Source organism: Photobacterium sp. AWH4_225, from assembly GCF_056158405.1.
This window is the reverse complement of sequence record NZ_JBSWTF010000001.1, coordinates 1,840,345-1,865,928: the sequence shown is the minus strand read 5'-3', so window position 1 is coordinate 1,865,928 and position 25,584 is coordinate 1,840,345. Positions and strand designations below refer to the sequence as shown.

Here is a 25,584-nt window from a genome sequence, read left to right as displayed (position 1 = left end):
TTGATGACTGCAAGAAACTATCAACTACACTTTGATCGTTTAGCCTGTAAAAGAGTCTAAAACAAGGTGTGACCATGACTGGTAAAACTAACGTGTTAGGCGGCCCCTTGGCTCTCTGTAACTGCTCGCCTACAACAGGATTCTATAGAGATGGCTATTGCCGCACCGATTATAGCGATGCTGGCCGTCATGTCGTATGTGCCTTGGTAACGGAAGAGTTTCTCGCCTTTACCAAAGCACAGGGCAATGATTTGTCTACACCAAGGCCGGAATTTGGCTTTCTCGGCCTCGCCCCTGGCGATCGCTGGTGCCTATGCGCCCAGCGCTGGAAAGAAGCATGGCAGGCAAGTTGCGCACCACCAGTAGTATTAGCAAGTTGCGAAATAACTACCTTAGATATAATCCCTATTGATGTACTAAAGCAGCACGCAGTTGATGCACATTAGAAAGCTCTCTACGGACAATATCTGCCCCCGCACTTAAGGCGTTAAGTTTAGCTGTAGAGACATCCCGTGACAGAGGCGCCATACCACAGTTGGTACAAGGATAAAGCTTGTCGGCATCGACATACTTCAATGCTTCACGCAATGTATTAGCAACTTCTTCAGGGGTTTCAATGGCATTTGTTGCGACATCAATCGCCCCAACCATCACTTTCTTGCCTCGAATAAGCTTAAGCAACTCGATAGGCACACGTGAGTTATGACATTCGAGCGAGATAATATCGATATTCGACTGCTGTAATTTAGGGAACACTTCTTCATATTGTCGCCACTCAGAGCCAAGTGTTTTCTTCCAGTCGGTATTGGCTTTGATGCCGTATCCGTAGCAGATATGCACTGCCGTCTCGCATTTTAATCCTTCGATTGCACGCTCTAAACAAGCAATGCCCCAATCATTCACCTCAGCAAAAAACACATTAAATGCTGGTTCATCAAATTGAATGATATCAACCCCTGCCGCCTCTAATTCCTTGGCTTCCTGATTCAGTATTTTGGCGAACTCCCATGCCAATTTTTCCCGACTGCCATAATGATCATCGTAAAGGGTGTCGATCATCGTCATTGGACCGGGCAACGCCCATTTAATTGGTTTTTTAGTTTGTTGACGCAAGAATTTAGCGTCTTCAACAAAGACCGATTTGGGGCGGCTCACCGGCCCCACTACCGTCGGTACGCTTGCTTCATAACGGTCACGAATTTTAACTGTTTTGCGACTATTAAAATCTACGCCGCTTAAGTGTTCTATAAAGGTTGTGACAAAGTGCTGGCGCGTTTGCTCGCCGTCACTCACGATATCAATCCCGGCCAGTTCTTGTTCATGTAAAGAGACACGTAAAGCATCGCGTTTGCCATCAATTAACTCGTCACCTTGCAGTTTCCATGGTGACCACAATTTTTCAGGTTGAGCCAGCCAAGAAGGCTTAGGTAAGCTTCCCGCCGTTGAAGTCGGTAATAGTGTTTTCATCGTTATTTCGTCCAGATTCTCGTTATCGATTACGCGTAATTTTCAGACCATTGCTCCAGAATAGATTGATAGGGTTTGATGAAATGCTGCTCGGCAAATCTCCCCTGCTCAATCGCTAACTGGCTGCGTTCTTTACGGTCGTAAACAATTTGAGTTAACGAGTGGTCTAAATTCTTCAAGTTTGGTTGATAACACTTACCGGCAACCGCATTGGCATTATAAATTTCAGGTCGGTAAATCTTTTGGAATGTCTCCATAGTGCTAATCGTGCTAATTAACTCAAGGTTCGAGTAATCATTGAGCAAATCACCGAAGAAGTAGAACGCTAACGGTGCAACGCTGCTCGGCGGCATAAAATAGCGAACCTGTAAGCCCATCTTATTGAAATATTGCTCGGTCAATGACGACTCATTTGGCTGATATTCGAAGCCCAACACAGGATGCTGATTCTCAGTGCGGCGATAAACTTTATTGTCCGATACGCTCAGACAGATCACTGGCGTTTTTTTGAAGTGCTGCTTGTAAGTTTCTGAGCTCACAAAAGACTTAAAGAGTTTGCCATGCAATTCACCAAAGTTATCTGGAATACTGAATTGGGCTTGGTTTTTGTTATGATCCAACAGCAGAACACTAAAATCGTAATCTCTTACATATGAGGAAAAGTTATTGCCAACAATCCCTTCAATACGCTCGTTGGTTTTTCGATCAACAATATTGGTTTTCAATACTTCAATTGATGGAAAGGCATCACCATTGCCTTGAATATTCATATCTACAGAGATGATTTCAAGCTCAACAGAATAACGGTCACCATTAGGGTTATCCCAATGCGCCAAGGCATTAAAACGATTGTCGATCATTCGTAGTGCATTGCGCAGGTTCGCTTGGCGGCTGTTTCCACGAGCCAAATTAGCAAAATTAGTCGTGATACGTGTATTGTCTGATGGTTGATAATTCTCATCAAAACAGATGCTCTTAATAGCAAATGTGAAATCTTTAGTCATCGTGAATTGGTATCCTATATCCTTTGAAAACAACTGACTTTATTCACTCTTTGGGATAGTTATGTTTATATTTTCCCAACCGTTAATTTTCACAGTCATCTGCTATTTATGGAAAATAGCCAGATAGAAAAATCACCGCAAATTACCTAACGCTAAGAGCAGTCTTTTTTATACTGTGTTCACGAATTGAATAAAATTGGTTTTGCTTCACAAAGAACATGAGGAAATTTCATGATTCGGGTTTAACTCAACACCTCCTTACAACATTAATAGCACCAGCCATAAGCGATAGAGCTATAGCTGGCGCTTGTATCGAATCTCTAAGATGAACAACTGTAATGAGATACGCCACCAGCAGTGAAAAACTCTAACGGTCTTAACTTATTATATTTCTTCTCCACCCACTCAGACTGTTCATCGTATGGATTGGCAAGAACTTGCTGCAGTTCATGGATAAGGGAGAAATCCCCATTCGTCGCTTTCTCATAAGCAGGAACAACGAGCCACTCACGCCAGGTGTATTTTGGATTCACCCGCTTCATTTGATTTGAAATTTCGTCAATACTCAGTGCTGGGTTGAACTTCTCACGCCATGAGATCAGCCATTGGTTCCATGCTTCTTCAAGCTCTTTACTTGGTGTTGCATAGAAGCTCTCGGAAATCCCGGAAACCTCCTCTGGAAGGTTTGAGAGCTGGCGGAAGAAGATGGTGTAATCAACATGGGTTTTCATCATCAATGGTAAAAGTTGGGTAAACAACTCGCTATCGAGTGTTTCTAGCCCAAGTTTCGCAGCCCACATGTTACTGACTTTATCCTCCATCACCGTGGAGAACCCCTCGATGATTTGTTCCAGTTGCTCTAATGCTTGTGGGTTTGATTGCAACAGTGGCCTTAGCGCTGAACAAAATGATTCGAAGTTCTTCTCAGCCGCCAATGGTTGGTTGAAGAAAGCAAAATGGCGGCCACCGCCCGTCCATGGTTGGAAGTAAGGGTCAAAGTATTCACAGAAGCCAAATGGGCCATAATCTATGGTAAATCCACCCACAGCACAGTTATCGCTATTGAAATTGCCTTGGCAATAACCAACTCGCAGCCAGTTGGCGATCAAGGACGTCAATCTGTCTCGAAATTCTGTCGCGAGAGTAAGTAACTTATCTGCCATTGGCAGATCAACAGCAATCTGGTCTTTGTACTCCCGCTCAATAATGTGCAACACCATCATTTCCAACTCGGCCATTGCATTGGGCCGGGAACCAACACGAGCCCTTCTGCCAAAGAGTTCCAACTGGCCTACTCGCAAGAATGAAGGGGCAACGCGAGTGGAAATAGCCACAGGATTGGAGACCATAATATCCGGGTTCTCCGAGCGAGATCCCTCGCTGTACCATGGGCGGTCCACGGTTTCGGATTGCGATACAAACAGGCTTAACGAACGGGTTGATGGTACGCCAAGGGCATGCATATACTCTTGAGCAAGAAATTCTCTCACACTCGAACGCAGCACGGCCCTACCATCGGCACCGCGGCAGTATGGCGTCGGTCCACCGCCTTTTAACTGCATCTCCCACCGCTTGTTGTTTAATACCCCTTCAAATACCGAAATGGCTCGGCCATCGCCATAGCCGTTACCCGTTTTAAAGGGACACTGCTCTGTGTATTCATTGCCAAAAATGGATAACGCATAACCTGTCGCCCATCCTATTTTTCGCATCGGTGCAGGTACATAGGCAATATCACCAGAAAATAGCTTTGCAAACTCATCGGTTAGCGCCAAGCTGTCGTCTAATCCCAGCTCCTCGAAAAACTGATGGCTATGGCTGACATAGATTGGTTTGGCAATCGGTGAAGGTTTAACTGGCACATAATGCCCTGATAGTACTTGTCTCGGAAAATAGTCGATACCGTCTTCTGTGGCATCGGGGTCTGGGTTGAGCGTATCTAGCAAAGAGTAATCAGAAGCCTTAGCAAGCTCATTAAGATTGAATATGTTGGCTGACTTCTCAGCCCTATCTTGTTTACTCATCGCTTCAAGTCTCCATGTCTTCAACTTACACCTAAGTGCCTATTAGCAATGATACGTCTACATCACCGAAAAGGCATTAATCACTTCGACAAGCCATTGGTTGCCCTACCCGCACCATTGCACTCGGGCATAGCTGGCCGAGTTGTTGAGTGGCTTCGGCTATAGCGGTTAACCAATCCTGTGTTGCTTGGCTTCACCTCTCGCAATCGGGCGCAGAAGACTCGATTAAATTGGATATCGGCACTTAGGGTGGGTCGCTTCTGTCGTTTCAAGTCCTCCACTAAATGTTCTAAAGCTTCACGTTTATGTGGAGCTAGTTCCCCCATCCTCGCCATGAATGAATTTCACTAATTCATCGCCTCACTCCCCCAACCTCTCTAATGTACGCCTTAAGTACTACTGGAATGGAATCAGTAGCTTTCCAGCCCTATTACCTCGCTAAAGGATGGTAACGCGCGGTAGGGATACCTTTGAAAGGCTGATATGTTGAAAATACTAAAACAAGAATACACACTGCTTGTCGGTATGCTTGCCATTATATTTTTTAAAATGGCTGGCAATACTCTGCTAGATGGAAATAACTCTCCTATTTTATACCTGCTCACCACAGGCATATTATTTTACGTGGTAATGACCGCTATTTTTGCTGTTGTTCGCCACTCCGATGCCATGGCAATTCGGCTCGGCGATCCCTACGGCACGCTTATTTTGACGCTATCTGTCGTCGTACTTAAAGTCATTATGCTTTCATCATTGATGCTCACAGGTGACTCAAATCCCGTCTTGGCAAGGGATACCTTGTTTGCCTTGATAATGGCGGTACTCAATGGGTTCGTCGGTATCGCTCTTTTGATTGGCGGTGTAAAGCATCACACTCAGACCTACAACATAGATGGCATTAAAGCTTATATCGTCGCTATTATCCCACTGGCCATGTTGAGCTTAATTTTACCCAATTTCACCAGCATGGATGACTTTGGCGGTATGTCGGTGGGCTTGACCTGGACGCTTGTCCTCGCATCGCTTGCCCTATATGGCGTTTTTCTCTTTGTCCAAACCCGAAGCCATACCCACTTCTTTATTGACGCCGACAATAAAGACAAGCATAACGCCCCAAGCCAGCTAAGTAGCAATGGTTTCCATTCTATGATGCTCGTCAGTTACTTGTTTGTGGTCGCCGTTTTAGCTAAAAGCTTAGCCGTTCCAATCAACGACAGTATCACCGTAATGGGGGCGCCAGCAGCCTTGGGCGGTTTATTGGTCGCCCTGATCATTCTTGCTCCTGAAGCCTCCGGCGCATTGAAAGCGGCAATCAATAATCACCTTCAGCGCGCAATGAACCTGTTCTTTGGCTCGGTACTTGCTGCCGTCGCCCTGACTATACCCGCTGTATTGCTAGTTTCAGGGGTGATCAACGAGCCCATCCGATTAGGTTTAGACCCCGCAGAAATGGTACTGCTTGTCGCTACCCTGTTAATGACCAGCGTGAGCTTCAGCAGTGGCAGAACCAACTCACTCAACGGGGCAACCCACCTCATTCTGTTCTTCGCCTACATCATCCTGATGTTTGATTAAGACAATTTTGGTAAGGGCTAGATGATGCAACAAATCCTAATGGCTATTTGGCTACAAGACTTTGATTCTTTACAAATCATCAACCCAATAGATCTCTTGTTATTGCTGCTTGGAACAGTCCTTCTATTAGAGTTCAGCTTAGTGTTTTTACCGCTACCTGGTGTGGGTTTAGCATTATTTATTGGTGGGCTAGTTAGTGTAGGCGCTGTTGACCATTACAGTGCAATACTGCTGCTGTCGACTGCCGCTTCTATTGGCACCATCCTGGCCTATCTGCAAGGGCGTTGTCTGTATGGCACAAAGCTGATGCACAACATTGTGCATCGCCTCCCCGAAAATGCTCTACCAAGACTAACAAGGATGCTAGACAAGTATGGGTTCTGCGTCCTTTTTATTTCACGCTATATACCGTTTGTGCGTGTATTAACCCCGATGTTAATGGGCGCGACACTGTTCAATTTTATTCGTGCAGTACTTATCAGTATCACCAGTTCATTAATCTGGGCCATAAGCTTAGTGATCATTGGTACCCAAGCCATGAAACTTCCTTTTATGGCTATTTATCAAGAGCTAATCACTAGGTGGTCCTTAATATTCAGTTTTATTGGTTTGGTGATAGCGCTTATCACCTTATTTATACATTGGATAAAGCAACAATTTCTTAAAATCGACAAGGTATAAACCATGACAATTATTTCAATACCCTTACAACTAAACAACACCGAACAGCTCAGTGAGCTATTGCGATTTTGCATAGACACTCAGAGCGCTGAATTGCTTCACGAATATGTTGAGTCCGCCTCACCTGAGGCAGTTACATTGGCATTCAGGCAATTATCAAACAATGACCGCATTACTGTTTGGGTACTGCTCAGCAGCCAGTCGCCAAAGTTCGCTGCCAACCTTCTTGATCTTTTTACTGATAATGAATTGCTCGAGCTATTCCGCCAGCTCCCATTAGAAACCACCATCGAACTGTTTAAGTATCTCCCCTCGGTAGATAGAAGGTTGCTAATAAGCCAGTTACCGCGTCACCTTCAGTCGCAACTCAAACTCGCTTTACCCCAGAAATGGCGCAATGAAGAACGAGCAGCACTGATCTACCCGGAATATTCAGCTGGCGGTATATGTAAGAATGAAGTCATCAAGCTGCATGAGGAGGCAACGGTCGCGGATTTAAACGCAGCGTTACAGGAAATGGAGCAAAGCTCTAGTTCTGAACATCCAAACTCAGAACACTTGGAATGGCGTTATATCTATTTGCGTGATGATATGAAAACCTTCGTTGGCGCATTAAGGCTGAGAGATGTTTTCCTTCAATCTCCAGATACCCCCCTCAAGCAACATATAGACCCATCGATTCCGGTGGCTCAACCAGAGCTTGAGCTCCATTCCCTAAAAAGCATCTTAGATACAACACAACACCCTGTTATTCCGGTAGTGAATGAATATGGGTTTCAAATCGGCACAGTTGGCTTTAAGCAAGTTAACGAAGCCCTTTATGAACAATCAAAACACCAACTGCTTGAACAATCCGGTGTATTTGGCGGTGATGAATTTCGAACCATGTCGACAATAACCCGCAATCTACGCAGGTTGGCCTTCTTGTTGCCTTCCGTTGTACTGAGCTACGCCGCGGTCTCTATCATTGCCGCTTTTGAGCCCATCATTGAACAGATAGCGGTTCTAGCAGCCATTTTACCGCTTGTTGCTAATCTTTCGGGTGCAGCGGGCAACCAAGCGGTCGCGGTATCAATAAGAGAGCTTTCCGTCGGCCACCTTACTGCCAAAGATCTGTTTTACGTTGTCAGCAAAGAGATCCCCATCGGCCTTATCAACGGCATTCTCATTGGCATTGTGTTAGCCGTACTGACTTTATTGACTCACGGCAGTGAGCATATCGGCTTACCACTGCTCATTGGTGTCGCCTATGCCTTTTCCTCGACTCTCGCCGTCATTATTGGCGGTACATTACCGTTGCTTTTAAGGCGCCTGAGCCTCGATCCCGCCATGTTGTCTAGCCCCGTTTTAACCACATTAACCGACGCTATCTCCTTCTTCAGCGTCCTCTATCTCGCACAGTTATTTTTACTGTAAACACTTTACGCCATACCCATTTATAAGAGTTTGCCTATGCATATCGAAACTTTATTCACCTTCCTGACATTAACCGTTATCGGGCTATTACCGATGATGAACCCACCTGCAGCCGCCACAGTATTGCTGGGGTTGAGTAAAGGAAAAGATAAAAGCTACATCGTTTCTCAAGCCAAAACGGTTGGCGTTTATTTATTCTTCGCCCTGAGTATCACCTTTTTGATTGGCGCATCAATATTAGAGCTATTTAGTATCTCGATACCAAGCTTACGCCTTGGTGGTGGTATTATTATTGTTGCGATCGGTTTCAACATGCTCTTTCCCAAGCCAGACACGAACAATGGCCCTCCAGGACAAGATTCTATCGCGTTGGTACCTTTAACCATTCCATCACTCTGCGGCCCCGGTACCATGGCATTGATCATTAGCCTTGCAGCAGAATTAGCGAGTCATGGAGATGACCTGCACATGCCAAGTGTATATAGTGGGGTATTATCCGGTTTCGCTGTCGTTGCTATAATCGCTACATTTACCCTAAGTATGGCTTATCCCTTGCTCAAAGCCCTTGGCCAAAACGGTATTAACGCCTTTACCCGGATTATGGGCTTCCTACTTATTTGTATGGGGGTACAGTTCTTTACTCTGGGTATTGAAGAGATTGTCCAAGACATCTACAAACTCCTATGAAGATAACACTTTCTTCATTAAGCTATTGAAATAAAGCGCCCTAAATCTATTCTTAAACAAGTACAGTTAACGCAAAGTTAGATACTAGATAAGAAATGCAAAGGGTATTCGATGAAAGAGATCCGTGATTTAGACTTAAACCTTCTAAAGTTATTGCAAGCCGTGGTTGAAACGCAAAACACACATGCGGCTGCCGATAAATTGGGGATCTCACAGACCAGTGTCAGCAGAGGACTGGCAAAGCTAAGGGAGACCTTTGGCGATCAACTTTTTATTCGCAAAGCCCATGGTATACAGCCCTCTGAACTGGCTGAAAAGCTTGCTGAAGCGGCAGATGAAATGTTCAACCCACTGATCAAAGTGGTCGACTCTTACCGCGACTTCGATCCTCAAACATTCAATGGTGAAGTCACTATCGCCTTGAACATCTTCCTGCTTGAGATCTGTGGCGAAGGTATTTTTACCGCATTAAGGGAAGCCCTTCCCAAGGCCAAATTCAAATTAAAATATTGGCAAGAGGGTTCGCTCGCCGAAATGCTAAACGGCCATATCGATTATATGATCCATTTCTCAGCCTTTCCGCTACCACAAGATATCTACCAACATAGGATCAAAGAGATCAAACTTTGCTTAGTCGCTCGCAAAGATCACCCGATTTTAAAAGATGGCAGTGAATGGGAACGTATTCACCAACTGCCCATCGCTAAAGGTATTGTTGACGGCATCAACTCTAAGCGCTCGCCGGTAGAAGAGCTGTATCTATCTAAAGGCTACAAAGCAAACATCGAGCTAGTATCACACAGTGCTCGTGTCATCTTCAGCAAATTAAAAAATACCGATGCGATACTATATGGCAGTTCGTTTATGTTAGAGCTGGACCCTACATTGAGTACCTATCCATTACCGACAGTGCCCAAGGAAATTCGCCAAATACAAGTTAGCGGTGGCTACTTGCAGTCGAAACGAGGCTTTCCACTCAACCAATTACTGCACCAGATAATGCAAACCTACTTTGACGATCTCATCCAACCCGAATAGATATACCCAAGCTACTTCAAGATGCAGGTTCAGCGAGAATTTATAAGCTTATAGACAAGGCATTGTTTTGAAGATCTAGTGGCTCTAAATCAAGAAACAATAACGCGGTATAGAAGCTTAGAAAACTCGCCCTTCGGGAGGGGGGCAGCCCATTCACTCCTTCGTTGAAGCTTTTTGAAAGGGAATGCCATTCCTGCAAACCTTCGCCTTGGATTGAATGCACTGACAACCCTCTGAATCCTGTACCTTGAGGTAACTTGGGTATAAAACAAAGACAGGTGATTACTGTTCACCTGCCTTAACTCACTTGAATGTAACAAGCTACGCCGTAGCATCTTTTCTAGTTGCCGAGGATTGAGCGGGATAAATAATGGTGTCCTTGATTTCATATTTATATTCGAAGCTGAAATCAGGGAATGGGTAGTTGTTGCTTTCATGCCATTGTTTCACTGTTGAAGAGGCTTTCTCTTTTAATTCCTCATCTATCGCAGATATCTTTCCTGCAAATTGGTACTGGTTAGAAAAAGCCAGTTGCGCCCCTACCGTTTCAATTTGCCGCATCACCATTAACAAAACATCTTCTTGTACGGCCATAAACTCATCATGATCTCGACACCTAATATAGGCAAGCACATTCACCAAAATGCCATACTCACCTACCCCCATGAAACGTGCTCGCAGAGGCTCGGCTTCTAACTGAGGGTGTCTTAAAAGTACCCGGCGGATATTCACCAAGAGTAACCTAAGCTGATCCCTAGTTAACTCAGCACGCACTCTGAAGGTATGCTCCATCCGTCGTTTATCCCGCCGCTCTAGGTTATCTATCTCCATATTGGCAAACTCAGAGTTAGGAATAGTGATCAGTGAACGCTCCAAGGTTCTGATCCGGGTCGAACGTAAACCAATACTTTCAATAGTGCCAAGTTTGTCACCATAGCGGCAGAGCTCACCAATCTTAATGCCGCCATCTGCATATAGGGTTAAACCATTAATCACATTCTCCAACACTGGGCGGATTGCCAAAGCAACGGCTAAACCACCGACACCAAGGCCAGCAACTATTGGAGAGATAGAGAACCCCATAAACTCAACCACGTAAATTGCCAGTATTGCGATCGTTAAGCCGCCAAAGATGCGTGCCAATACGGTGATTAACGAGGAGTCGACCTGCTTCCCCCCGTGCTTATGATAGGCAAACAACATCGCTATATAGTTGAACAATGCCATGATTAACCAGGCGGAAAAGAAAAACTGCCAGAGCAAAAAAGCCGTAGACAGCAGCTGGTACACATTACCTGTGATCCATATACCATTGTCGATCACTAAGCGTGTTACCAACAGGATCACTACTGCGCTAAGCATTGAAAATAACCGCCCAAATTGCCAGCGTTGGCCTCTAGACTCCCAATGGTTATTCCAGCACTCGCCTAACTTAAAGCTCACTCTTATAAGCAATTTACAGAGCACGAAAATGCCCAATAAAGCGAACCATTGCCATAAAGGCAGCGGGCCATAGAGCTGGACAAAATCATCGGGAAGTGAATAGATTAAGCTTTTGGAAAACAAGGGACCGGGCGTAACCAGAAACTCTTGATAGTAATCAGTTCGCGATGCCAAGTCATAAGGCATAGCTTCCATCTTGCGGTACCAAGACGACAATTGCTGAACCGTATTGGCAGAGAACACAAATTGACCCTGTCTATTACCGGTCTCTAACCGCACGATAGACAGATCAGAGTTTGCGAAACGCCAATAGCTAATATCTTGGGCCTTTTCGTGATCAGGTGCGGCTTGTAACACTGTGCTATCGAACCTGTCGAGGATCTCCCGCAATAAGATAATTCGCTCCATCATTACCACAGTTCGAGTACGGTTAGGCACCAAAGAAAGATCCATGGTTCTGATAGCCTGATTGTATGCGTGCTTTGCTTCTTTGGACTCCAACGATTCAGCCTGCCAGTGTTTTATCACTATCTCCGAGTAGTACAGGAAATTAACTAAGGTGTGCTTTGGGCTAGACGTGTCGGCGAGTGAAAACGGAGAGTGAGCAAGAGTTGATGCACTACATAGCATCATGAAAAAGAACAATGAACGCCGAATGAGTAATAATAATTTCATGATTGTGCCCTTGACCTGTTTCTTGAAACAACTCACTGCTTTGAAAACTAACTAAAGAGATAAAAGCGCTCAGGTGAGCGCTTTTATTCCAAGAACAACCTATAAGGACAACTACTTGAGGTGCTTGGCAAAAAACTGGTGAATCTCTCTTATAGCATCATCAGACTCGGGCACCTCTGTGACTAGGCCGCTAATATAATCACCGTGTGCCTGGCCATCATACACATGCAATTGGGTGTCTACATTTGCACTGCGTAGTAAACGGTGCATACGAACCGTATCACTCAATAACAGATCACGTGTACCCGTTATGAACAGCGTCGGTGGAAAATCATCAATTTCGGCATATACCGGTGACAATAGAGGGTTTGCTAAATCTTCACCGTTTGCATATAAGTCAAACGTCGCTTGGATAAGGCCATCGCGCTTCCCTAGAGGATCTAATCCCTTCAGGGTTAGCCACGAATCCGATGTTTCTTTTAAATCCGTTGCCGGCGTGCCCGCGTAAATTGCACCCGGTGTCGGCAAATCCATTTTCTGCAATTTCAGCACCGTCGCCAAGGTTAGGTTGCCCCCAGCCGAGGTACCGAATATTGCTGTTGCTTCTGGCTTTTGCGTTTTGGTTAATTCTTGCCAAACAGCGACAGTATCTTCTAGTGCTGCCGGGAATGGGCTGAGTGGTGGTTTACGATAGTCTATGGAAATAACTTGCGCGCCAAGCCCATTTGCGACCCAAGCCGCCTCCCGAAGCGCTGATTCCCCCCCGCCAAACACAAAAGCACCACCGTGAATATGGATCAACCATTTGTCTTTATACTCTGGGGCAACATCTTTAGGTGTCACAAAGAACGTCTCCACCCCAGCATAGGTTTTCGCTTCATAAGTTACACCCAAGCGCTCCATACCTATATGGGCTAGCTCTATACCAGGAGCATTGTATGCTTTTTGAAAGTCTAGCCACTCTTCGGTGGACTCAGGAACAGGAATAACAGGAGGCTGTTCACGATTTTCAATTATTGTTGCCATCTCTGATGAGATACCAGCAGGTGTCGGGATAGTTCGCTCATTCAACATAATGTTAGCCAGTACAGCTGAGCTAGACATGCTTACCAATAATGCAGGAAGAATCGTACGTAGCAATTTCTTTTTCATCATGACTCCAAAAAACCGTATCGTTTATGCCCTGTGGACTGTTGGAGCCATTATTCAGCACATCACACAGCCATTCGATGAATTAGAGAAATTCAATACTGCACGAAATAGGCACACGTAAACCGCCAAATATGAATTACTCAAAACCATGGATATCTACGTAGAAAGCAACGACAATGTGGCTATCAGAGAAGGGATGATTAAGGGGATTAGAATGAAAAAGTACTTGCCTGTTATTGTGATATTTAGCTGTTACCTCGCGTTCTTTTTCGGACTTGTAACTAGGATATCGGCGTTGTGAACAAAGCTTGTGACATGTCGACCAAAGGCTTACCACTATTGCTGATAGTCAGGTATTAAGTGGCAAGCCTAAATGGTTTAAAACAGGTTGGCGTAAACCAGTTTTCCCAACATAACCGTACACACGACTATCAAGGCCGGCTTAACCACCTTGCTACCCTTATGATGAACCAGCTTTGAGCCGTATTTAGCACCAATCCACTGACCGGCAGCCATTGCCAAACCCAGTAACCAGATAATCTCACCGCCAGTCATGAATACCATCACAGCGGCCAAATTGGTCACAAGCAACAGCAGCTTGGCATGTGCCACCGCTTTAGCCGCACTGAAACCCAGCAAGGAGACAAAGCTGATAACGAAAAATGAACCTGATGCAGGACCAAAGAAACCATCATAAAAAGAGATCAACGCCCCGAAAGTAAAACCATACATCCCCATCGATATCCGGCTTTGGGTATCAAAATCTGCAATCCGTGGCGAGAACAAGATATACACCATGGCCGCCAAGATCATAAACGGCAAAAACTGACTCAAAACCGAAGACGGTATACGTTGTACCAGGAAGGCACCAAAACCCGAACTGACAAAAGAGAGTATCAAAGGCACTTTCAGGCTCGAGAAGTCAATCATACCCTGCTTGGCAAAGTAGCCGACTGAAGAAATCTTGCCGAAAATAGCCTGAAACTTATTCGTCGCCAAAGCCTGTGCAGGTGACAAGCCAGCCAATAGTAGCGCAGGGAGAATAATCAACCCGCCTCCACCTCCAATTGCATCAATAAACCCAGCAATCAGGGCTACAAGAAAGAAAATCGCGACGATATCTATTGTTAATTCCACACTTAACCTACAACAGTCCACAACGTTGAAGGCACGTATGTTACCCAAGTAAATGAGTCGTTGCTAAGCTATCTGTGTAACAATTTTCTAGTTGGCATTAATTACACGAAACGAGTTGAAAAGGGATTGCATATGAAAACTCAAATCTTGCTAACCTCCTTTATCGTCTTCAGTAGTCAAGTTACTGCCGACACCCGCGTACCTTTCTTTGATAATGATCCCAATACGAAATATGCCCCTACATACAACTTCGAATATAAGCCTATAGATAAGGATGTCTTGGAAATATGCGGTGACTGGGGCTATGTCGTGACTAACAATGATTTAGAGTCGTTGTTTAATAGACACCCTGACCTTACTGATAGGTTGCTAACTATAGACAGTTCTCTTACTCAAAAAAAACTTGTCAGGCTTTGGGCTGAAAATGATGGCTTTACGCACATATTCTGTGGTGAAAAAGAGAAAGATGGCTCACTTGGTGGATTACACTATGCCCCTAGATATCAAGCGCTTTTTGAGCAAAATCATATATCAATGTGTAAGCTAGGGACAACTAAATGCTTTGATCCGTCCATAAACGAAATTGTAGAGGACAAAGGCATATATTCTGTCCCGGTAAGTTACATAACGCCCGACGGCAGAGGAGGCTTTAAAAAAGTGAATGGCTATAACCTTGAGATGAACGCCGATGAGATCCTCTATGAGGCCACTCGAGGATATTTCAAGCTAAAAGGAAGGAAGGGATGCTTCTTGAACATCCCTGAAACCGATGATTACCCCGCCCATACGGCAGTCATCGTCAGCACCAGAAATAATGCCATTACAACCTTCTATTCTGTTGGCCCTAGAGGTGAAAAATTTAACGCCCGCCAGTACAGCACTAAAGATTGTGAGTAAATGGTCATCCATTTATTATTTGTGTTTTTTTTCTGGCAGTACACAATATCAATCATGCAAATAATTGCTCGCGCTTAACTGGTATGGTATTTTAGAAATGATAAATTTAAACCTTAAAGGATATAAGGTAAATGATATTATATGAAGCACCAGATTATTTCAATGATAATATTCATCTTTTATTAATATCAATGATATCCTTAATAGGATATATATTGAGATATAAAACAGGTGCCTTAAAAGAAAAGATCGGTTATACATTCTTTTTTACAGTCTCTATGATTGCATTTATTGACAATTATTCGATCAACTCCTCAATACAAAGTGCCCTCAAAGGAAAATGTACCCCTTATGATTGTGAAGTGATAGTTGGTGAAGTAGAAAACTTTAAGTCCTATCCTGGTAGAAAAAAGTATATCACTAATGAATTTTTCATTTCTAGCAAAAAATTCATCATCGAGCCAAGAAATATAAGATATGGATACAATAAGTTATATGAGCAAAGAGGTGTATTTAGAGAAGGAAATGGTAACTTTAAAGTATTACTTTATAAAGATTATATTATTAGAATATCAAGGCTCTAATTATAATGTTCTTCATCACATCGAAAAAAGAAAACTCTCTTAATGTTGAACATATGTGAGCCTTCAGTGCCCCTATAGTGCCGGTTTACAAAAGCTAATTCCACTAATCTGCCCCATATTGACGTGGTTTAAGTAGGTTAACTTAGAAGCCATAAAGTACATGACATTAGAAACTGTTGAGGTTTTAAGCGCAAATTTAGCCATGCCCCTCCCCCTAATTCTTTGTTATCATTAAGCCAGATGACACTTTACCCGTGTGAAGATAATAATGAGCAACAACGACAATCAGCCAACCCTGTTTTGGCTGGATTATGAAACCTTCGGAGCCAACCCGGCACTAGACCGCCCTTGCCAGTTTGCAGGTGTGCGTACAGACATGGACATGAACATCATCGGTGAGCCGCTGGTGATCTACTGTAAGCCGCCTGTGGATTACCTGCCTTCACCTGAAGCTTGCCTTATCACCGGGATCACGCCGCAGGAAGCCCATGAGAAAGGCTTGTCAGAGCCTGAGTTCATTGCCCGCATTCACCAAGAGCTGTCTAAGCCGAATACCTGTGTGATTGGCTACAACAATGTGCGCTTCGATGATGAAGTCACCCGCTATACCCTTTACCGTAACTTCTACGACCCGTATGCCTGGAGCTGGCAGAACGGCAATTCGCGGTGGGATCTACTGGATATCATGCGTACTTGTTATGCGCTGCGTCCAGATGGCATGAACTGGCCGACCAACGAAGAAGGTTTGCCAAGCTTTAAGCTGGAGCACTTGTCTGTTGCTAACGGTATCGAACACGCTAACGCTCACGATGCAATGGCTGATGTGTACGCGACTATCGAACTGGCAAAAATCATTAAACAAAACCAGCCAAAGCTGTTTGATTACTTCTTCAAGCTGCGTAACAAGCGTAAGTTGCAAGAGCTGGTTGATATTGTTGAAATGACACCGCTGATGCATGTCTCTGGCATGTTCGGTGTTGAGTGCGGCAATACCAGCTGGATTGTACCGATGGCGTGGCATCCGGATAACAAAAATGCGGTTATCACGGTAAACTTGGCTATGGATCCTACCCCGCTTATCGAGCTATCTGCCGATGAGCTGCGTGAGCGTCTATATACCAAGCGTGCCGAACTAGGTCCAGACGAGCTACCAGTCCCACTTAAGCTAATTCACCTGAACAAGTGCCCTGTACTTGCGCCGGCGAAAACATTGCGTGCTGAAGATGCAGCCCGTATCGGTATCGATCGTGAAGCTTGCCTGAAGAACTTGGCAACATTGAAAGCTCACCCTGAAGTGCGTGAAAAGCTATTGGCAATTTACAGTGTCGAGCGTGAATTTGAAAAACATGACAATGTCGATGCCATGCTTTACGACGGTTTCTTCTCTAATGCTGACCGCTCTACCATCGACATCATCCAGAAAACACCAGAAGAAGAACTGGGCAAGCTAGAACTGAATGTCAGCGATAAGCGTATCAAGCCCCTGCTGTTCCGCTACCGTGCTCGTAACTTCCCAATGACCTTGGATTACCAAGAGCAGCAGCGCTGGAAACATCACTGCCAGGATTTCTTTGAACAGAACCTGCCAAGCTACATGCAAAACCTCGAAGACGTCGCTATGGAGCACCAGTCGAGTGAGAAGAACATGAAGATCCTAAAAGCTGTCTACGATTACGTACAAACACTCGTGTAAACTAGACACCATAGGCAAGACTCGCTTCTTTGCTAGCTAGCTGAAATTTGGTCAAAAAATTTTAGCCCCTTGTGCTCATGCAGCCGAGGGGCTTTTTAACAGTAATGATTCTTCGTTGTGAGATTGCGCAACACCGGAACTGCACCAACACTAAGTAGTGATGGATCTTTAAATTGTCATTCATGGATTCGAAGGTTGAATTGTAGTGATTGATATGACAACACAATCTTTAACACGCTGTTTCCGGTTTCCAAATGTCGATTTCGAGCCAGATGTCCACTTATTGGTTTGGCGAGACAAAACAGAAACCCCACTTACCTTACATGAGTCTCGTTTGCTTGAGGCGCTGTGCTATTGTGCTGGAGAGGTTATCAGCCATGAACAACTGCACAACAAAACCTTCAGCCAGTTAGACCCTTATGAAGACAGCGGCAATCATCACTACGATCTTAACACCGTGCTTAAACCTCTAGCAGCCAAGCTAGACCAACACGGCAAAATGGCAATCGAAATCGAAGTCGTTGCTCCATATGGCTTTAGGGTGCCATTGCCGGAAAAAATGTGTCGATTGGTTCATGAACCTGAAAAAGCAGAAGAAACAGTGACTCCCCCTATCGAAAAACACGATGATCAAGAGTTCCGTTCGGCAACTGAAGAAATAGTCAAAACCAGTGTTGCGCATAAAGTATCTGTGGCTGTGTTAGCGCTAATGGCACTCGGCGTCATTGTTGCTTCTTTTATGGGCTACCTATAACTGAAAAAATTCCGAAGCATAGCTGGAAAATCCGAAGTAACTAAGTGTGGCTTAGATCACGTTTATTTTGTATGATAAATGAGTTTCTTCACCCACACCTGAAGGGCTCATGGCATATCTACGTTCTTTCTTTATCATTTTTTTCTGCCTCATGTTAGGCAAAGGCATTCAACACCTTACAGGTTTAGCCATCCCAGGTAGCATCATCGGCATGCTGATTTTGTTTACCATACTCTCTATGGGGCTTATCCCTGCTCACTGGGCCATGCAAGGCTGTCATTTGTTAATCCGCCATATGGCACTTTTGTTTGTGCCTGTCGGCATCGGCTTGATTAACTACCTCGATCTACTTACCAATAACACGCTTATCATTCTTCTTAGCACTATCGGTAGTAGTGTGGTGGTTTTCGTCGTTATTGGCCTGGCAACACACTATAAGGAAAATCAATGATCTGGCTGCTGACTACCTTGGTCGTGTTCTATACGGCTCGTTATATTTCCAAGCATATCCAGCACCCGATCGTTAACCCGCTTCTCATCTGTTTGCTTGTGATCATTCCGCTGCTGATGTGGCTCGAAGTCCCCTACGAGACCTATTTCGAACAGAACAAGTGGCTAAACGCATTACTGGAACCCGCTGTGGTCGCATTGGCCTTCCCGCTTTATGAGCAATTAAGCCAAATCCGCAAAAAGTGGAAGGTGATTTTCTCAGCCTGCTTAGTAGGTAGTGTACTTTCTATGGTTACCGGCGCGGGTATTGCCTTGGCGCTTGGCGCAGATGCACAGCTTACAGCTTCTATCTTGCCCAAATCTGTCACTACACCGATTGCAATGGCCGTTGCAGAGCAAGTTGGCGGATTGCCTTCTGTTGCCGCTATCATGGTTATTATTGCTGGCTTGTTCGGTGCGGTATTGGGTTATCCCCTGTTTCGGCTTATCGGCGTAAAAGAACCTATCGCCAAAGGCTTAACCATGGGGACAGTATCCCATGCATTGGGCACGGCAAAGGCTGCAGAAGAGAATTATCAGGAAGGAGCATTTAGCTCATTGGCACTGGTGATTTGTGGTGTGATCACGTCAATTTTGGCGCCTTTATTGTTTCCACTCATCATGGCAGTGTTTAGCTAGCTTGTGCTAGTAATCGAATACAATACTAAATCACTGATAATATTCTATAATTTTTTTAGAACCTGTGTGACCCGACTCGCATTAATGCAAACCATGCAACGATACATCGTTAAACGTGATCAAGATCACTCAAATATACAATTACCAAGCCTACAATGTTTCTCCATACACAAGACGGAGTGAAAACTCATGCACACTAAAGTAATGGATGCTTTAGGCGCTCTACCCGCTGATCTAGCTTCTGCCATCAAACCAGTGTTAGAAGCTGAGAATTTCGATGCCACCTTAAGCCCTGAGGTGTTTGCTCAGTTAATGTCGAAAACCAACATGACTGACAGTGAATTGCGTGTTGCATTACTTCCGCTTGCCGCTGCTTATTCTGTTGCACCTATTTCTAACTTCTATGTTGGCGCGATTGTACGTGGTCAATCTGGTACGCTTTACTTCGGTGCTAACATGGAATTCGTTGGTGCTTGCCTTTCTCAAACGGTCCACGCCGAACAATCCGCCATCAGCCACGCTTGGGTGAAAGGCGAAACCGGTATTTCTGATATCACCATTAACTACAGCCCGTGTGGTCACTGCCGTCAGTTCATGAACGAACTAACAACCGCAAAAGAGCTGGTTGTTCAACTGCCTGAACGCGCTGCAAAGTCATTGCAAGAGTACCTACCTGAATCTTTTGGCCCAGCCGACCTGAACATTACTGATGCGCTGCTTACCAAAGTGGACAACGGTATTGAAACCGAAGCTTCTGAAGAACTTGTTCAGCTAGCATGCCAAGCAGCTAACCGTGCCCATGCCCCTTACACCAAGAACTTCAGCGGTGTAGCGTTGAAAGCCAAAGACGGTAGAACTTTCATTGGCATGTATGCCGAAAACGCGGCGTTTAATCCAAGCCTTCCTCCACTACAGGTTGCTTTGATTAACATGAATATGGCTGGCTACCCGTTGGCTGAGATTGAAGAAGCGGCACTGGTAGAAAAAGCGGACAGCACTATCAGCCACCTTTCTGATACGCAAACCACTTTGGAAGCGTTGAACCCAGATATTCCGCTGTCTTATGTTGCAGCCTAACTTTATCTGATTGAATAAAGTATCTGACTGAAAAAACCGCCAACTGGCGGTTTTTTTGTATTTATGCGTTTTTTGGCATTGTCGATTGTTTTTATTACAAAGCGGTTTTCTCTTGCTACCGGTAGGAGTATGATTTTCAAGTTATAAACTCAACCAATCGTTATTACATGTCGCATCAACACAACCCGCTCCAAGGGGCCAGCTGGATGATCTCTGCCGGCCTGGCTTTCGCTATCGTTAACAGCCTAGCGCAGTATTTGAGTATGATTCTTCATATTCCGTCAACCACTGTTGCTCTGTTTCAATACTTCATCGCTTTGGTCGCTATCTTTCCCTGGCTACGGACCTTAGGACTTCGCAACGCCCTGCGCACCCAACATTTTGGCCAACACTGTTTTCGCGTATTTCTCGCTGTTATCGGTATTCAGCTATGGCTTTGGGCATTGGCCTACCCTGTGCCTATCTGGCAAGGTATCGCGCTTCTAATGACTTCCCCGCTATTCGCCACAATTGGTGCAGGCATATTTCTTAAAGAGAACGTCGGCACCGCGCGCTGGTTAGCAACACTGGCTGGATTCAGCGGTGCCATGATCATACTCGAGCCATGGTCAGACGGCTTTAGCTGGGCAACACTGTTACCCGTCGCGGCTGCGTTTTTCTGGGCGTGCTACTCACTGATGGTCAAGAAGATGTCGGCCAGTGAATCACCAACCACCATTGTGGTTTACCTGCTGATCCTTATCACGCCTTACAACCTATTCCTTGCTGTGCCGGAGTTCACCCTGCCGCAAACCGGTTTAACCTGGTTGTTGCTTGGTGCAGCAGGCTTGCTCACAGCGCTAGCACAATGGGCCATCGCCAAAGCGTACGCCGTCGCCGATGCTTCATTTGTTCAGCCGTTTGATCACGCTAAATTACCGCTCAATGTCCTTGGTGGATGGCTAGTCTTTGGTTGGGTTCCACCGGGCAGATTGTGGTTAGGTGCAGCGATCATTATTGCTTCTGTTGCTTTCATTACTCAGTGGGAAAACAAGAAAACGGTGCGGACAGAGAGTTAAACGGCACAATAAACCCACGTCTGTTTCAAACTCAATCCCCTGTTGGTGATAATTCCCAAAGCAACCGGGGATTGTCTTATTCGCACGACAAATCTCATAACCTCACCGTCTACACTCAGCCTAACCAGATAGATGCGAGGTTTACGGAATGTCTTGGCGTGCTTTAGCTTTCTCGTTTATTGGTAGCGCTCTGCTATCACTCTCTTCAATGTCACAAGCTCAATCTTTTGTCACTATCGGTACCGGTGGTGTAACCGGTGTTTACTACCCGACAGGCGGTGCCATATGCCGGCTGGTCAATAAAGATCGGAAGAAGCATGGCGTAAGATGCTCGGTAGAATCTACAGGGGGCTCTATTTATAACATCAACACCATCCGTGCCGGCGAACTGGACTTGGGGATCGCTCAATCAGATTGGCAGTATCATGCCTACAACGGCACCAGTAAATTTGAAAGCAAGGGCCCGTTCAAATCACTGCGTTCATTGTTTTCTATTCACCCTGAACCTTTCACTGTGGTCGCCCGGGCAGACTCCGGCATCAAGAATTTTGAGGATCTCAAAGGCAAGCGGGTGAACATCGGCAATCCGGGCTCGGGTCAGCGCGGTACGATGGAAGTACTGATGAAAGCCTATGGCTGGACGGAGAAAGATTTTGCACTGGTGGCAGAGCTTAAAGCCTCTGAGCAATCCAAAGCCCTGTGTGATAACAAAATTGATGCGATGGTTTATACGGTCGGCCACCCAAGCGGTGCTATTAAAGAAGCGACTTCCGCCTGTGAAAGCGTCATTGTTAATGTCTCAGGCCCTATAGTTGATAAGCTAGTCGAAGAGAATAGCTTTTATCGTAAAGCAACCGTACCGGGCGGTATGTATCGGGGTAATGAGGTTGACGTGCAGACCTTTGGGGTCGGTGCCACCTTTGTCTCATCAGTGGCAGTAGATGAAACTATCATCTACGAAGTGGTCAAATCGGTGTTCACTAACTTTGAGAACTTCAAAAAACTTCATCCGGCTTTTGCCATCCTCACTAAAGAGCAAATGGTCGCAGACGGCCTCACTGCACCACTCCACGATGGCGCAAGAAAATATTATCTGGAAGCTAAGCTCATAGAAGAGTAAATCGACAAAAACAAAAACGAGGAGCTCGTTATCACGACGCTCCTCGCTCTATTCCCAAGAAACTTGGGCAAAAATGTCTTCCGATAATGTTTAGAATCGGATACGGAAACCTAGCTGACCTTCTAGGTCTAGGTCGACATCTTCAACGACATACAGAGTCGGGCCAACTTCACCGTAGAATTCGAAGCTGTTTACAGGCACCTGGAAGCCAATACCGCCACGAACACCAAGTTTGTTGTACTTGTTGTCAACGTACTGGGCACCCACAAAGGTGTATAGGTTGTTCATGCCCGGATCTTGGGTTAGCGAACCTAGGTTGAAGGTTTTATCAAAGGCCAAGCCAAAATCGTCAATACCCAGAGAAAAGCGCAGGTCATCGTGCTTGTACTGGATACCCGACATCGGGCTACCAAAGAAGATACCAACAGCTTGAGATGCATGAGCCGAAAACGGAACTGCAATCATCAGTCCCAACGCTAACAGATATTTTTTCATGATGTAATCATTGTCGTTGCCAAACAAAACTGCGGCTAATCTAACGGTAAAGCAGGTTAAATTCGACCCTAGAAGCTGACTAATGACATAACTTTGACAATCATGACAGAATATTGCTGTGATTCTGTTGTCGTTGGAACCCCCCTAATATAGACGAAAACATCACCAGCCTGTCGTCGTTCTAACCAACTCTTAACTTACGCTTTTTTAGTCATCCGCCATTCGCAAAATTGTCATGAACAAACCAAAAGCAAACGTTTGCGCAAAAGTGAAATTGCTGTATGATCCGCACAAGTTTCACGTCACCTCCAGTAAGGAATTCCCATGTTAGGATCTGCAACCCGCTTGAACGCAACGCGTGTACTTCTTCTTGGCTCTGGCGAGCTTGGTAAAGAAGTGGCCATTGAATGCCAACGCCTCGGTCTAGAAGTTATTGCCGTTGACCGTTATGCCGATGCGCCGGCGATGCACGTTGCCCACCGCAGTCATGTTATCGACATGCTTGACGGTGAAGCACTAAAGCAACTGATTGCCGATGAAAAGCCTGATTACGTTGTCCCTGAAATTGAAGCCATTGCAACCGACACACTAGTTGCACTTGAAGCTGAAGGCTTGAATGTTGTACCAACAGCCAATGCCACCAAGTTGACCATGAACCGTGAAGGTATTCGTCGCCTAGCAGCAGAAGAGCTTGAGCTGACTACCTCTCCTTACCGTTTTGCTGACAACTACGACGACTTCAAAGCCGCCGTAGAACACGTTGGCATCCCTTGTGTGGTGAAACCTGTGATGAGCTCATCTGGCAAAGGCCAGAGTGTCATCAAGTCACAAGAAGATATCGAAAAGGCTTGGAACTACGCCCAAGAAGGCGGCCGTACTGGTGCGGGTCGTGTGATTGTTGAAGGCTTCATCGATTTTGATTACGAAATCACTCTCCTAACCGTCCGTGCAGTAGACGGTACTCATTTCTGTGCGCCAATCGGTCACCGCCAGCAAGATGGTGACTATCGTGAATCTTGGCAACCACAAGTGATGTCAGAAGAGGCAATCAAAGCCGCTGAGAACGCTGCAGGGAAAGTGGTAAATGCACTAGGTGGCTACGGTACCTTCGGTGTTGAGCTATTCGTGAAAGGCGACCAGGTTATCTTTAACGAAGTGTCCCCTCGCCCGCATGATACCGGTATGGTGACACTGATCTCGCAAGAGCTTTCAGAGTTTGCCCTGCACGTTCGTGCGTTCCTAGGCCTACCGATTCACACGATTCATCAATATGGCCCATCAGCCTCTGCTGTGGTACTGGGTGAAGGTAGTTCAGAAGATATTCGCTTCGATAACATTGCCTCAGCAGTGGCTCGCCCGAATACTCAAATCCGCCTGTTCGGCAAACCTGAAATTAACGGTCGCCGCCGACTAGGTGTTGCGCTAACGCGCCGTGAAAGCACTGAAAGTGCTGTTGAAGATGCTATCGCGACGGCCGCTGATATCAAGGTTGTGTACTAATTGCACCTACTCAGCTAGCAATTGTAAAAAGTTAATCATTTTCTAAAAAAGGAGCCATCGGCTCCTTTTTTGTTATCAGTAACTTATACCCTTTTATCTTGGCATCAAGAAACTGTAATCAACCACGCTTCTTCTGCAAAACGCGTCAGGCCACGCTTTCGACGAGGGTGTGACTCATTAGCATCGTCACGGGCCAAATGGCGGATATCACAGCCGGCAAATAGCGCTTCGATTTCATCTTTTACGACTGAGAATGGAGGGCCATCCATTTCGTGCTGCGGGTAATCCAAAGTGATCAGCAAAATACGCCCGCCCGACTTCACCATTGAAAGTAGCTTCTGCACATAACTCTGGCGCATTTCTTGTGGCATTGCGATCAAGGCTGCACGATCGTAAACGATATCAACCGGATCAACGTTGGCAGTAAAGTAATCACCACAGTGGATGGTAATTTCATCAAACTCATAGATTGATTGGCCGTTCCCTACAGGGATCACCATCGGGGTGTAAAAATGTTCAGCAAAGAAAGCACGGACTGCAATCTCGCTCAGCTCAATGCCCACTACTTTCTCGTGCTTAGTCGCAAGCCAGGTCAAATCAACTGACTTCCCGCACATAGGTACCAATACCGAATCTTCATAAGTAGGTTGTACTTCTTGCCAGTATTTCTCAAGCATTGGGTTGGTATCATCAAGGTGAAAACCAATTCGGTTTTCCGCCCAGCGGCTATGCCAAAACTCTGCATCCATTGATCATTTTCTCTTTTTTAGACCGACTGTGGGCTTTATATCAAACTTAGCTTGAGATGGCTAATTAGGCTAAGAAGAATAAAGCAGCTCTAAAAGCCCCTATACGGCGCTATGGAAGCCTTTCTCTATCTACTTGGTGTGAAGCTATTGCTTGTCCTCAATATCGCCTCAGAGGCTCGCGCGCAAAACACGCACATAGAACAAAAAACACACAACCACCAGGTGCAAAA

At 45.4% G+C, this 25,584-nt stretch carries 24 protein-coding genes; 16 read left to right on the top strand and 8 right to left on the bottom strand.

Annotation, left to right across the window (positions count from 1 at the left end):
• Positions 1 to 74 precede the first annotated feature (74 nt).
• Complete coding sequence (locus ACXAD4_RS08905) at positions 75 to 446, top strand: DUF2237 family protein (RefSeq protein WP_475240706.1); 372 nt, start codon at positions 75 to 77, stop codon at positions 444 to 446.
• Here the strand turns inward: ACXAD4_RS08905 and ACXAD4_RS08900 are convergent.
• The 3 genes from ACXAD4_RS08900 to ACXAD4_RS08890 form a co-directional block, all read right to left on the bottom strand.
• Positions 406 to 1,467, bottom strand: a complete 1,062-nt coding sequence (locus ACXAD4_RS08900; RefSeq protein ID WP_475240705.1) for a methionine synthase — start codon at positions 1,465 to 1,467, stop codon at positions 406 to 408. The genes ACXAD4_RS08905 and ACXAD4_RS08900 overlap by 41 nt on opposite strands.
• 29 nt (positions 1,468 to 1,496) lie before the next feature.
• Positions 1,497 to 2,471: a DUF1852 domain-containing protein gene (locus ACXAD4_RS08895; RefSeq protein WP_475240702.1), complete on the bottom strand. Its 975-nt coding sequence runs from the start codon at positions 2,469 to 2,471 to the stop codon at positions 1,497 to 1,499.
• Positions 2,472 to 2,791: 320 nt separating this feature from the next.
• Positions 2,792 to 4,495 carry a protein adenylyltransferase SelO gene (locus tag ACXAD4_RS08890; RefSeq protein WP_475240701.1) on the bottom strand — a complete coding sequence of 568 codons (1,704 nt, stop codon included), beginning with the start codon at positions 4,493 to 4,495 and terminating at the stop codon, positions 2,792 to 2,794.
• A gap of 483 nt (positions 4,496 to 4,978) precedes the next feature.
• On the opposite strand from ACXAD4_RS08890, the gene ACXAD4_RS08885 reads away from it, so the two are divergent.
• The 5 genes from ACXAD4_RS08885 to ACXAD4_RS08865 all read left to right on the top strand — a co-directional run bounded on the left by ACXAD4_RS08885 (position 4,979) and on the right by ACXAD4_RS08865 (position 9,892).
• The gene (locus ACXAD4_RS08885; RefSeq protein WP_475240699.1) at positions 4,979 to 6,070 is read left to right on the top strand and encodes a calcium:cation antiporter; all 1,092 of its coding nucleotides are present in this window, start codon (positions 4,979 to 4,981) and stop codon (positions 6,068 to 6,070) included.
• Between the two features lie 21 nt (positions 6,071 to 6,091).
• Positions 6,092 to 6,751 (top strand): DedA family protein, encoded by a 660-nt coding sequence (locus tag ACXAD4_RS08880; protein ID WP_475240697.1) that lies wholly within the window; start codon positions 6,092 to 6,094, stop codon positions 6,749 to 6,751.
• Positions 6,752 to 6,754: 3 nt separating this feature from the next.
• Positions 6,755 to 8,167, top strand: a complete 1,413-nt coding sequence (locus ACXAD4_RS08875) for a magnesium transporter (RefSeq protein ID WP_475240695.1) — start codon at positions 6,755 to 6,757, stop codon at positions 8,165 to 8,167.
• Between the two features lie 36 nt (positions 8,168 to 8,203).
• Positions 8,204 to 8,854, top strand: coding sequence for a MarC family NAAT transporter (locus ACXAD4_RS08870; RefSeq protein ID WP_475240693.1), 651 nt, complete (start codon positions 8,204 to 8,206; stop codon positions 8,852 to 8,854).
• 111 nt (positions 8,855 to 8,965) lie between these two features.
• Complete coding sequence (locus ACXAD4_RS08865) at positions 8,966 to 9,892, top strand: LysR family transcriptional regulator (RefSeq protein ID WP_475240690.1); 927 nt, start codon at positions 8,966 to 8,968, stop codon at positions 9,890 to 9,892.
• Between the two features lie 321 nt (positions 9,893 to 10,213).
• Here ACXAD4_RS08865 and ACXAD4_RS08860 read toward each other — a convergent pair whose 3' ends face one another.
• The 3 genes from ACXAD4_RS08860 to ACXAD4_RS08850 form a co-directional block, all read right to left on the bottom strand.
• Positions 10,214 to 12,010: a mechanosensitive ion channel family protein gene (locus ACXAD4_RS08860; RefSeq protein WP_475240688.1), complete on the bottom strand. Its 1,797-nt coding sequence runs from the start codon at positions 12,008 to 12,010 to the stop codon at positions 10,214 to 10,216.
• 111 nt (positions 12,011 to 12,121) lie between these two features.
• Entirely contained in the window at positions 12,122 to 13,162 is a 1,041-nt protein-coding gene (locus ACXAD4_RS08855; protein ID WP_475240685.1) for an alpha/beta hydrolase, read from the bottom strand.
• 378 nt (positions 13,163 to 13,540) lie between these two features.
• Complete coding sequence (locus ACXAD4_RS08850) at positions 13,541 to 14,299, bottom strand: TSUP family transporter (protein WP_475240683.1); 759 nt, start codon at positions 14,297 to 14,299, stop codon at positions 13,541 to 13,543.
• Positions 14,300 to 14,431: 132 nt separating this feature from the next.
• Here ACXAD4_RS08850 and ACXAD4_RS08845 point away from each other — a divergent pair, with 132 nt between their 5' ends.
• From ACXAD4_RS08845 to ACXAD4_RS08805, 9 genes are all read left to right on the top strand, one after another.
• Positions 14,432 to 15,196 (top strand): EndoU domain-containing protein, encoded by a 765-nt coding sequence (locus ACXAD4_RS08845; RefSeq protein WP_475240682.1) that lies wholly within the window; start codon positions 14,432 to 14,434, stop codon positions 15,194 to 15,196.
• A gap of 131 nt (positions 15,197 to 15,327) precedes the next feature.
• Entirely contained in the window at positions 15,328 to 15,780 is a 453-nt protein-coding gene (locus ACXAD4_RS08840) for a hypothetical protein (protein WP_475240681.1), read from the top strand.
• A 268-nt stretch (positions 15,781 to 16,048) separates the two neighbouring features.
• Positions 16,049 to 17,473, top strand: coding sequence for an exodeoxyribonuclease I (sbcB, locus tag ACXAD4_RS08835; RefSeq protein ID WP_475240679.1), 1,425 nt, complete (start codon positions 16,049 to 16,051; stop codon positions 17,471 to 17,473).
• 214 nt (positions 17,474 to 17,687) lie between these two features.
• Positions 17,688 to 18,227 (top strand): winged helix-turn-helix domain-containing protein, encoded by a 540-nt coding sequence (locus ACXAD4_RS08830; protein WP_475240677.1) that lies wholly within the window; start codon positions 17,688 to 17,690, stop codon positions 18,225 to 18,227.
• 109 nt (positions 18,228 to 18,336) lie between these two features.
• Positions 18,337 to 18,678, top strand: a complete 342-nt coding sequence (locus ACXAD4_RS08825) for a CidA/LrgA family protein (RefSeq protein WP_475240676.1) — start codon at positions 18,337 to 18,339, stop codon at positions 18,676 to 18,678.
• Positions 18,678 to 19,355, top strand: a complete 678-nt coding sequence (locus ACXAD4_RS08820) for a CidB/LrgB family autolysis modulator (protein WP_475242739.1) — start codon at positions 18,678 to 18,680, stop codon at positions 19,353 to 19,355. The genes ACXAD4_RS08825 and ACXAD4_RS08820 overlap by 1 nt, the downstream gene beginning before the upstream one ends.
• A gap of 189 nt (positions 19,356 to 19,544) precedes the next feature.
• Entirely contained in the window at positions 19,545 to 20,432 is an 888-nt protein-coding gene (cdd, locus tag ACXAD4_RS08815) for a cytidine deaminase (protein ID WP_317521382.1), read from the top strand.
• Between the two features lie 167 nt (positions 20,433 to 20,599).
• On the top strand, positions 20,600 to 21,490 hold the full coding sequence (locus ACXAD4_RS08810; protein WP_475240674.1) for a DMT family transporter: 891 nt from the start codon (positions 20,600 to 20,602) through the stop codon (positions 21,488 to 21,490).
• Positions 21,491 to 21,638: 148 nt separating this feature from the next.
• On the top strand, positions 21,639 to 22,610 hold the full coding sequence (locus ACXAD4_RS08805; protein ID WP_475240673.1) for a TAXI family TRAP transporter solute-binding subunit: 972 nt from the start codon (positions 21,639 to 21,641) through the stop codon (positions 22,608 to 22,610).
• Positions 22,611 to 22,700: 90 nt separating this feature from the next.
• On the opposite strand, the gene ACXAD4_RS08800 is transcribed toward ACXAD4_RS08805, so the two are convergent.
• Positions 22,701 to 23,105: a hypothetical protein gene (locus tag ACXAD4_RS08800; protein WP_475240671.1), complete on the bottom strand. Its 405-nt coding sequence runs from the start codon at positions 23,103 to 23,105 to the stop codon at positions 22,701 to 22,703.
• 324 nt (positions 23,106 to 23,429) lie between these two features.
• On the opposite strand from ACXAD4_RS08800, the gene purT reads away from it, so the two are divergent.
• Positions 23,430 to 24,605, top strand: coding sequence for a formate-dependent phosphoribosylglycinamide formyltransferase (gene purT, locus ACXAD4_RS08795; protein ID WP_475240669.1), 1,176 nt, complete (start codon positions 23,430 to 23,432; stop codon positions 24,603 to 24,605).
• Between the two features lie 104 nt (positions 24,606 to 24,709).
• Here purT and ACXAD4_RS08790 read toward each other — a convergent pair whose 3' ends face one another.
• Positions 24,710 to 25,354, bottom strand: coding sequence for a thiopurine S-methyltransferase (locus tag ACXAD4_RS08790; protein ID WP_475240667.1), 645 nt, complete (start codon positions 25,352 to 25,354; stop codon positions 24,710 to 24,712).
• Positions 25,355 to 25,584: the final 230 nt, after the last annotated feature.

Excerpts from the sequence above, each read along its gene's own strand:
- ACXAD4_RS08810 (WP_475240674.1), top strand. The coding sequence starts at position 20,600 with ATGTCGCATCAACACAACCCGCTCCAAGGGGCCAGCTGGATGATCTCT.
- ACXAD4_RS08800 (WP_475240671.1), bottom strand. The coding sequence starts at position 23,105 with ATGAAAAAATATCTGTTAGCGTTGGGACTGATGATTGCAGTTCCGTTT.
- ACXAD4_RS08860 (WP_475240688.1), bottom strand. The coding sequence starts at position 12,010 with ATGAAATTATTATTACTCATTCGGCGTTCATTGTTCTTTTTCATGATG.
- ACXAD4_RS08865 (WP_475240690.1), top strand. The coding sequence starts at position 8,966 with ATGAAAGAGATCCGTGATTTAGACTTAAACCTTCTAAAGTTATTGCAA.
- sbcB (WP_475240679.1), top strand. The coding sequence starts at position 16,049 with ATGAGCAACAACGACAATCAGCCAACCCTGTTTTGGCTGGATTATGAA.
- cdd (WP_317521382.1), top strand. The coding sequence starts at position 19,545 with ATGCACACTAAAGTAATGGATGCTTTAGGCGCTCTACCCGCTGATCTA.
- purT (WP_475240669.1), top strand. The coding sequence starts at position 23,430 with ATGTTAGGATCTGCAACCCGCTTGAACGCAACGCGTGTACTTCTTCTT.
- ACXAD4_RS08845 (WP_475240682.1), top strand. The coding sequence starts at position 14,432 with ATGAAAACTCAAATCTTGCTAACCTCCTTTATCGTCTTCAGTAGTCAA.
- ACXAD4_RS08885 (WP_475240699.1), top strand. The coding sequence starts at position 4,979 with ATGTTGAAAATACTAAAACAAGAATACACACTGCTTGTCGGTATGCTT.
- ACXAD4_RS08895 (WP_475240702.1), bottom strand. The coding sequence starts at position 2,471 with ATGACTAAAGATTTCACATTTGCTATTAAGAGCATCTGTTTTGATGAG.
- ACXAD4_RS08825 (WP_475240676.1), top strand. The coding sequence starts at position 18,337 with ATGGCATATCTACGTTCTTTCTTTATCATTTTTTTCTGCCTCATGTTA.
- ACXAD4_RS08790 (WP_475240667.1), bottom strand. The coding sequence starts at position 25,354 with ATGGATGCAGAGTTTTGGCATAGCCGCTGGGCGGAAAACCGAATTGGT.
- ACXAD4_RS08870 (WP_475240693.1), top strand. The coding sequence starts at position 8,204 with ATGCATATCGAAACTTTATTCACCTTCCTGACATTAACCGTTATCGGG.
- ACXAD4_RS08855 (WP_475240685.1), bottom strand. The coding sequence starts at position 13,162 with ATGAAAAAGAAATTGCTACGTACGATTCTTCCTGCATTATTGGTAAGC.
- ACXAD4_RS08840 (WP_475240681.1), top strand. The coding sequence starts at position 15,328 with ATGATATTATATGAAGCACCAGATTATTTCAATGATAATATTCATCTT.
- ACXAD4_RS08830 (WP_475240677.1), top strand. The coding sequence starts at position 17,688 with ATGACAACACAATCTTTAACACGCTGTTTCCGGTTTCCAAATGTCGAT.
- ACXAD4_RS08880 (WP_475240697.1), top strand. The coding sequence starts at position 6,092 with ATGATGCAACAAATCCTAATGGCTATTTGGCTACAAGACTTTGATTCT.
- ACXAD4_RS08805 (WP_475240673.1), top strand. The coding sequence starts at position 21,639 with ATGTCTTGGCGTGCTTTAGCTTTCTCGTTTATTGGTAGCGCTCTGCTA.
- ACXAD4_RS08875 (WP_475240695.1), top strand. The coding sequence starts at position 6,755 with ATGACAATTATTTCAATACCCTTACAACTAAACAACACCGAACAGCTC.
- ACXAD4_RS08900 (WP_475240705.1), bottom strand. The coding sequence starts at position 1,467 with ATGAAAACACTATTACCGACTTCAACGGCGGGAAGCTTACCTAAGCCT.
- ACXAD4_RS08890 (WP_475240701.1), bottom strand. The coding sequence starts at position 4,495 with ATGAGTAAACAAGATAGGGCTGAGAAGTCAGCCAACATATTCAATCTT.
- ACXAD4_RS08905 (WP_475240706.1), top strand. The coding sequence starts at position 75 with ATGACTGGTAAAACTAACGTGTTAGGCGGCCCCTTGGCTCTCTGTAAC.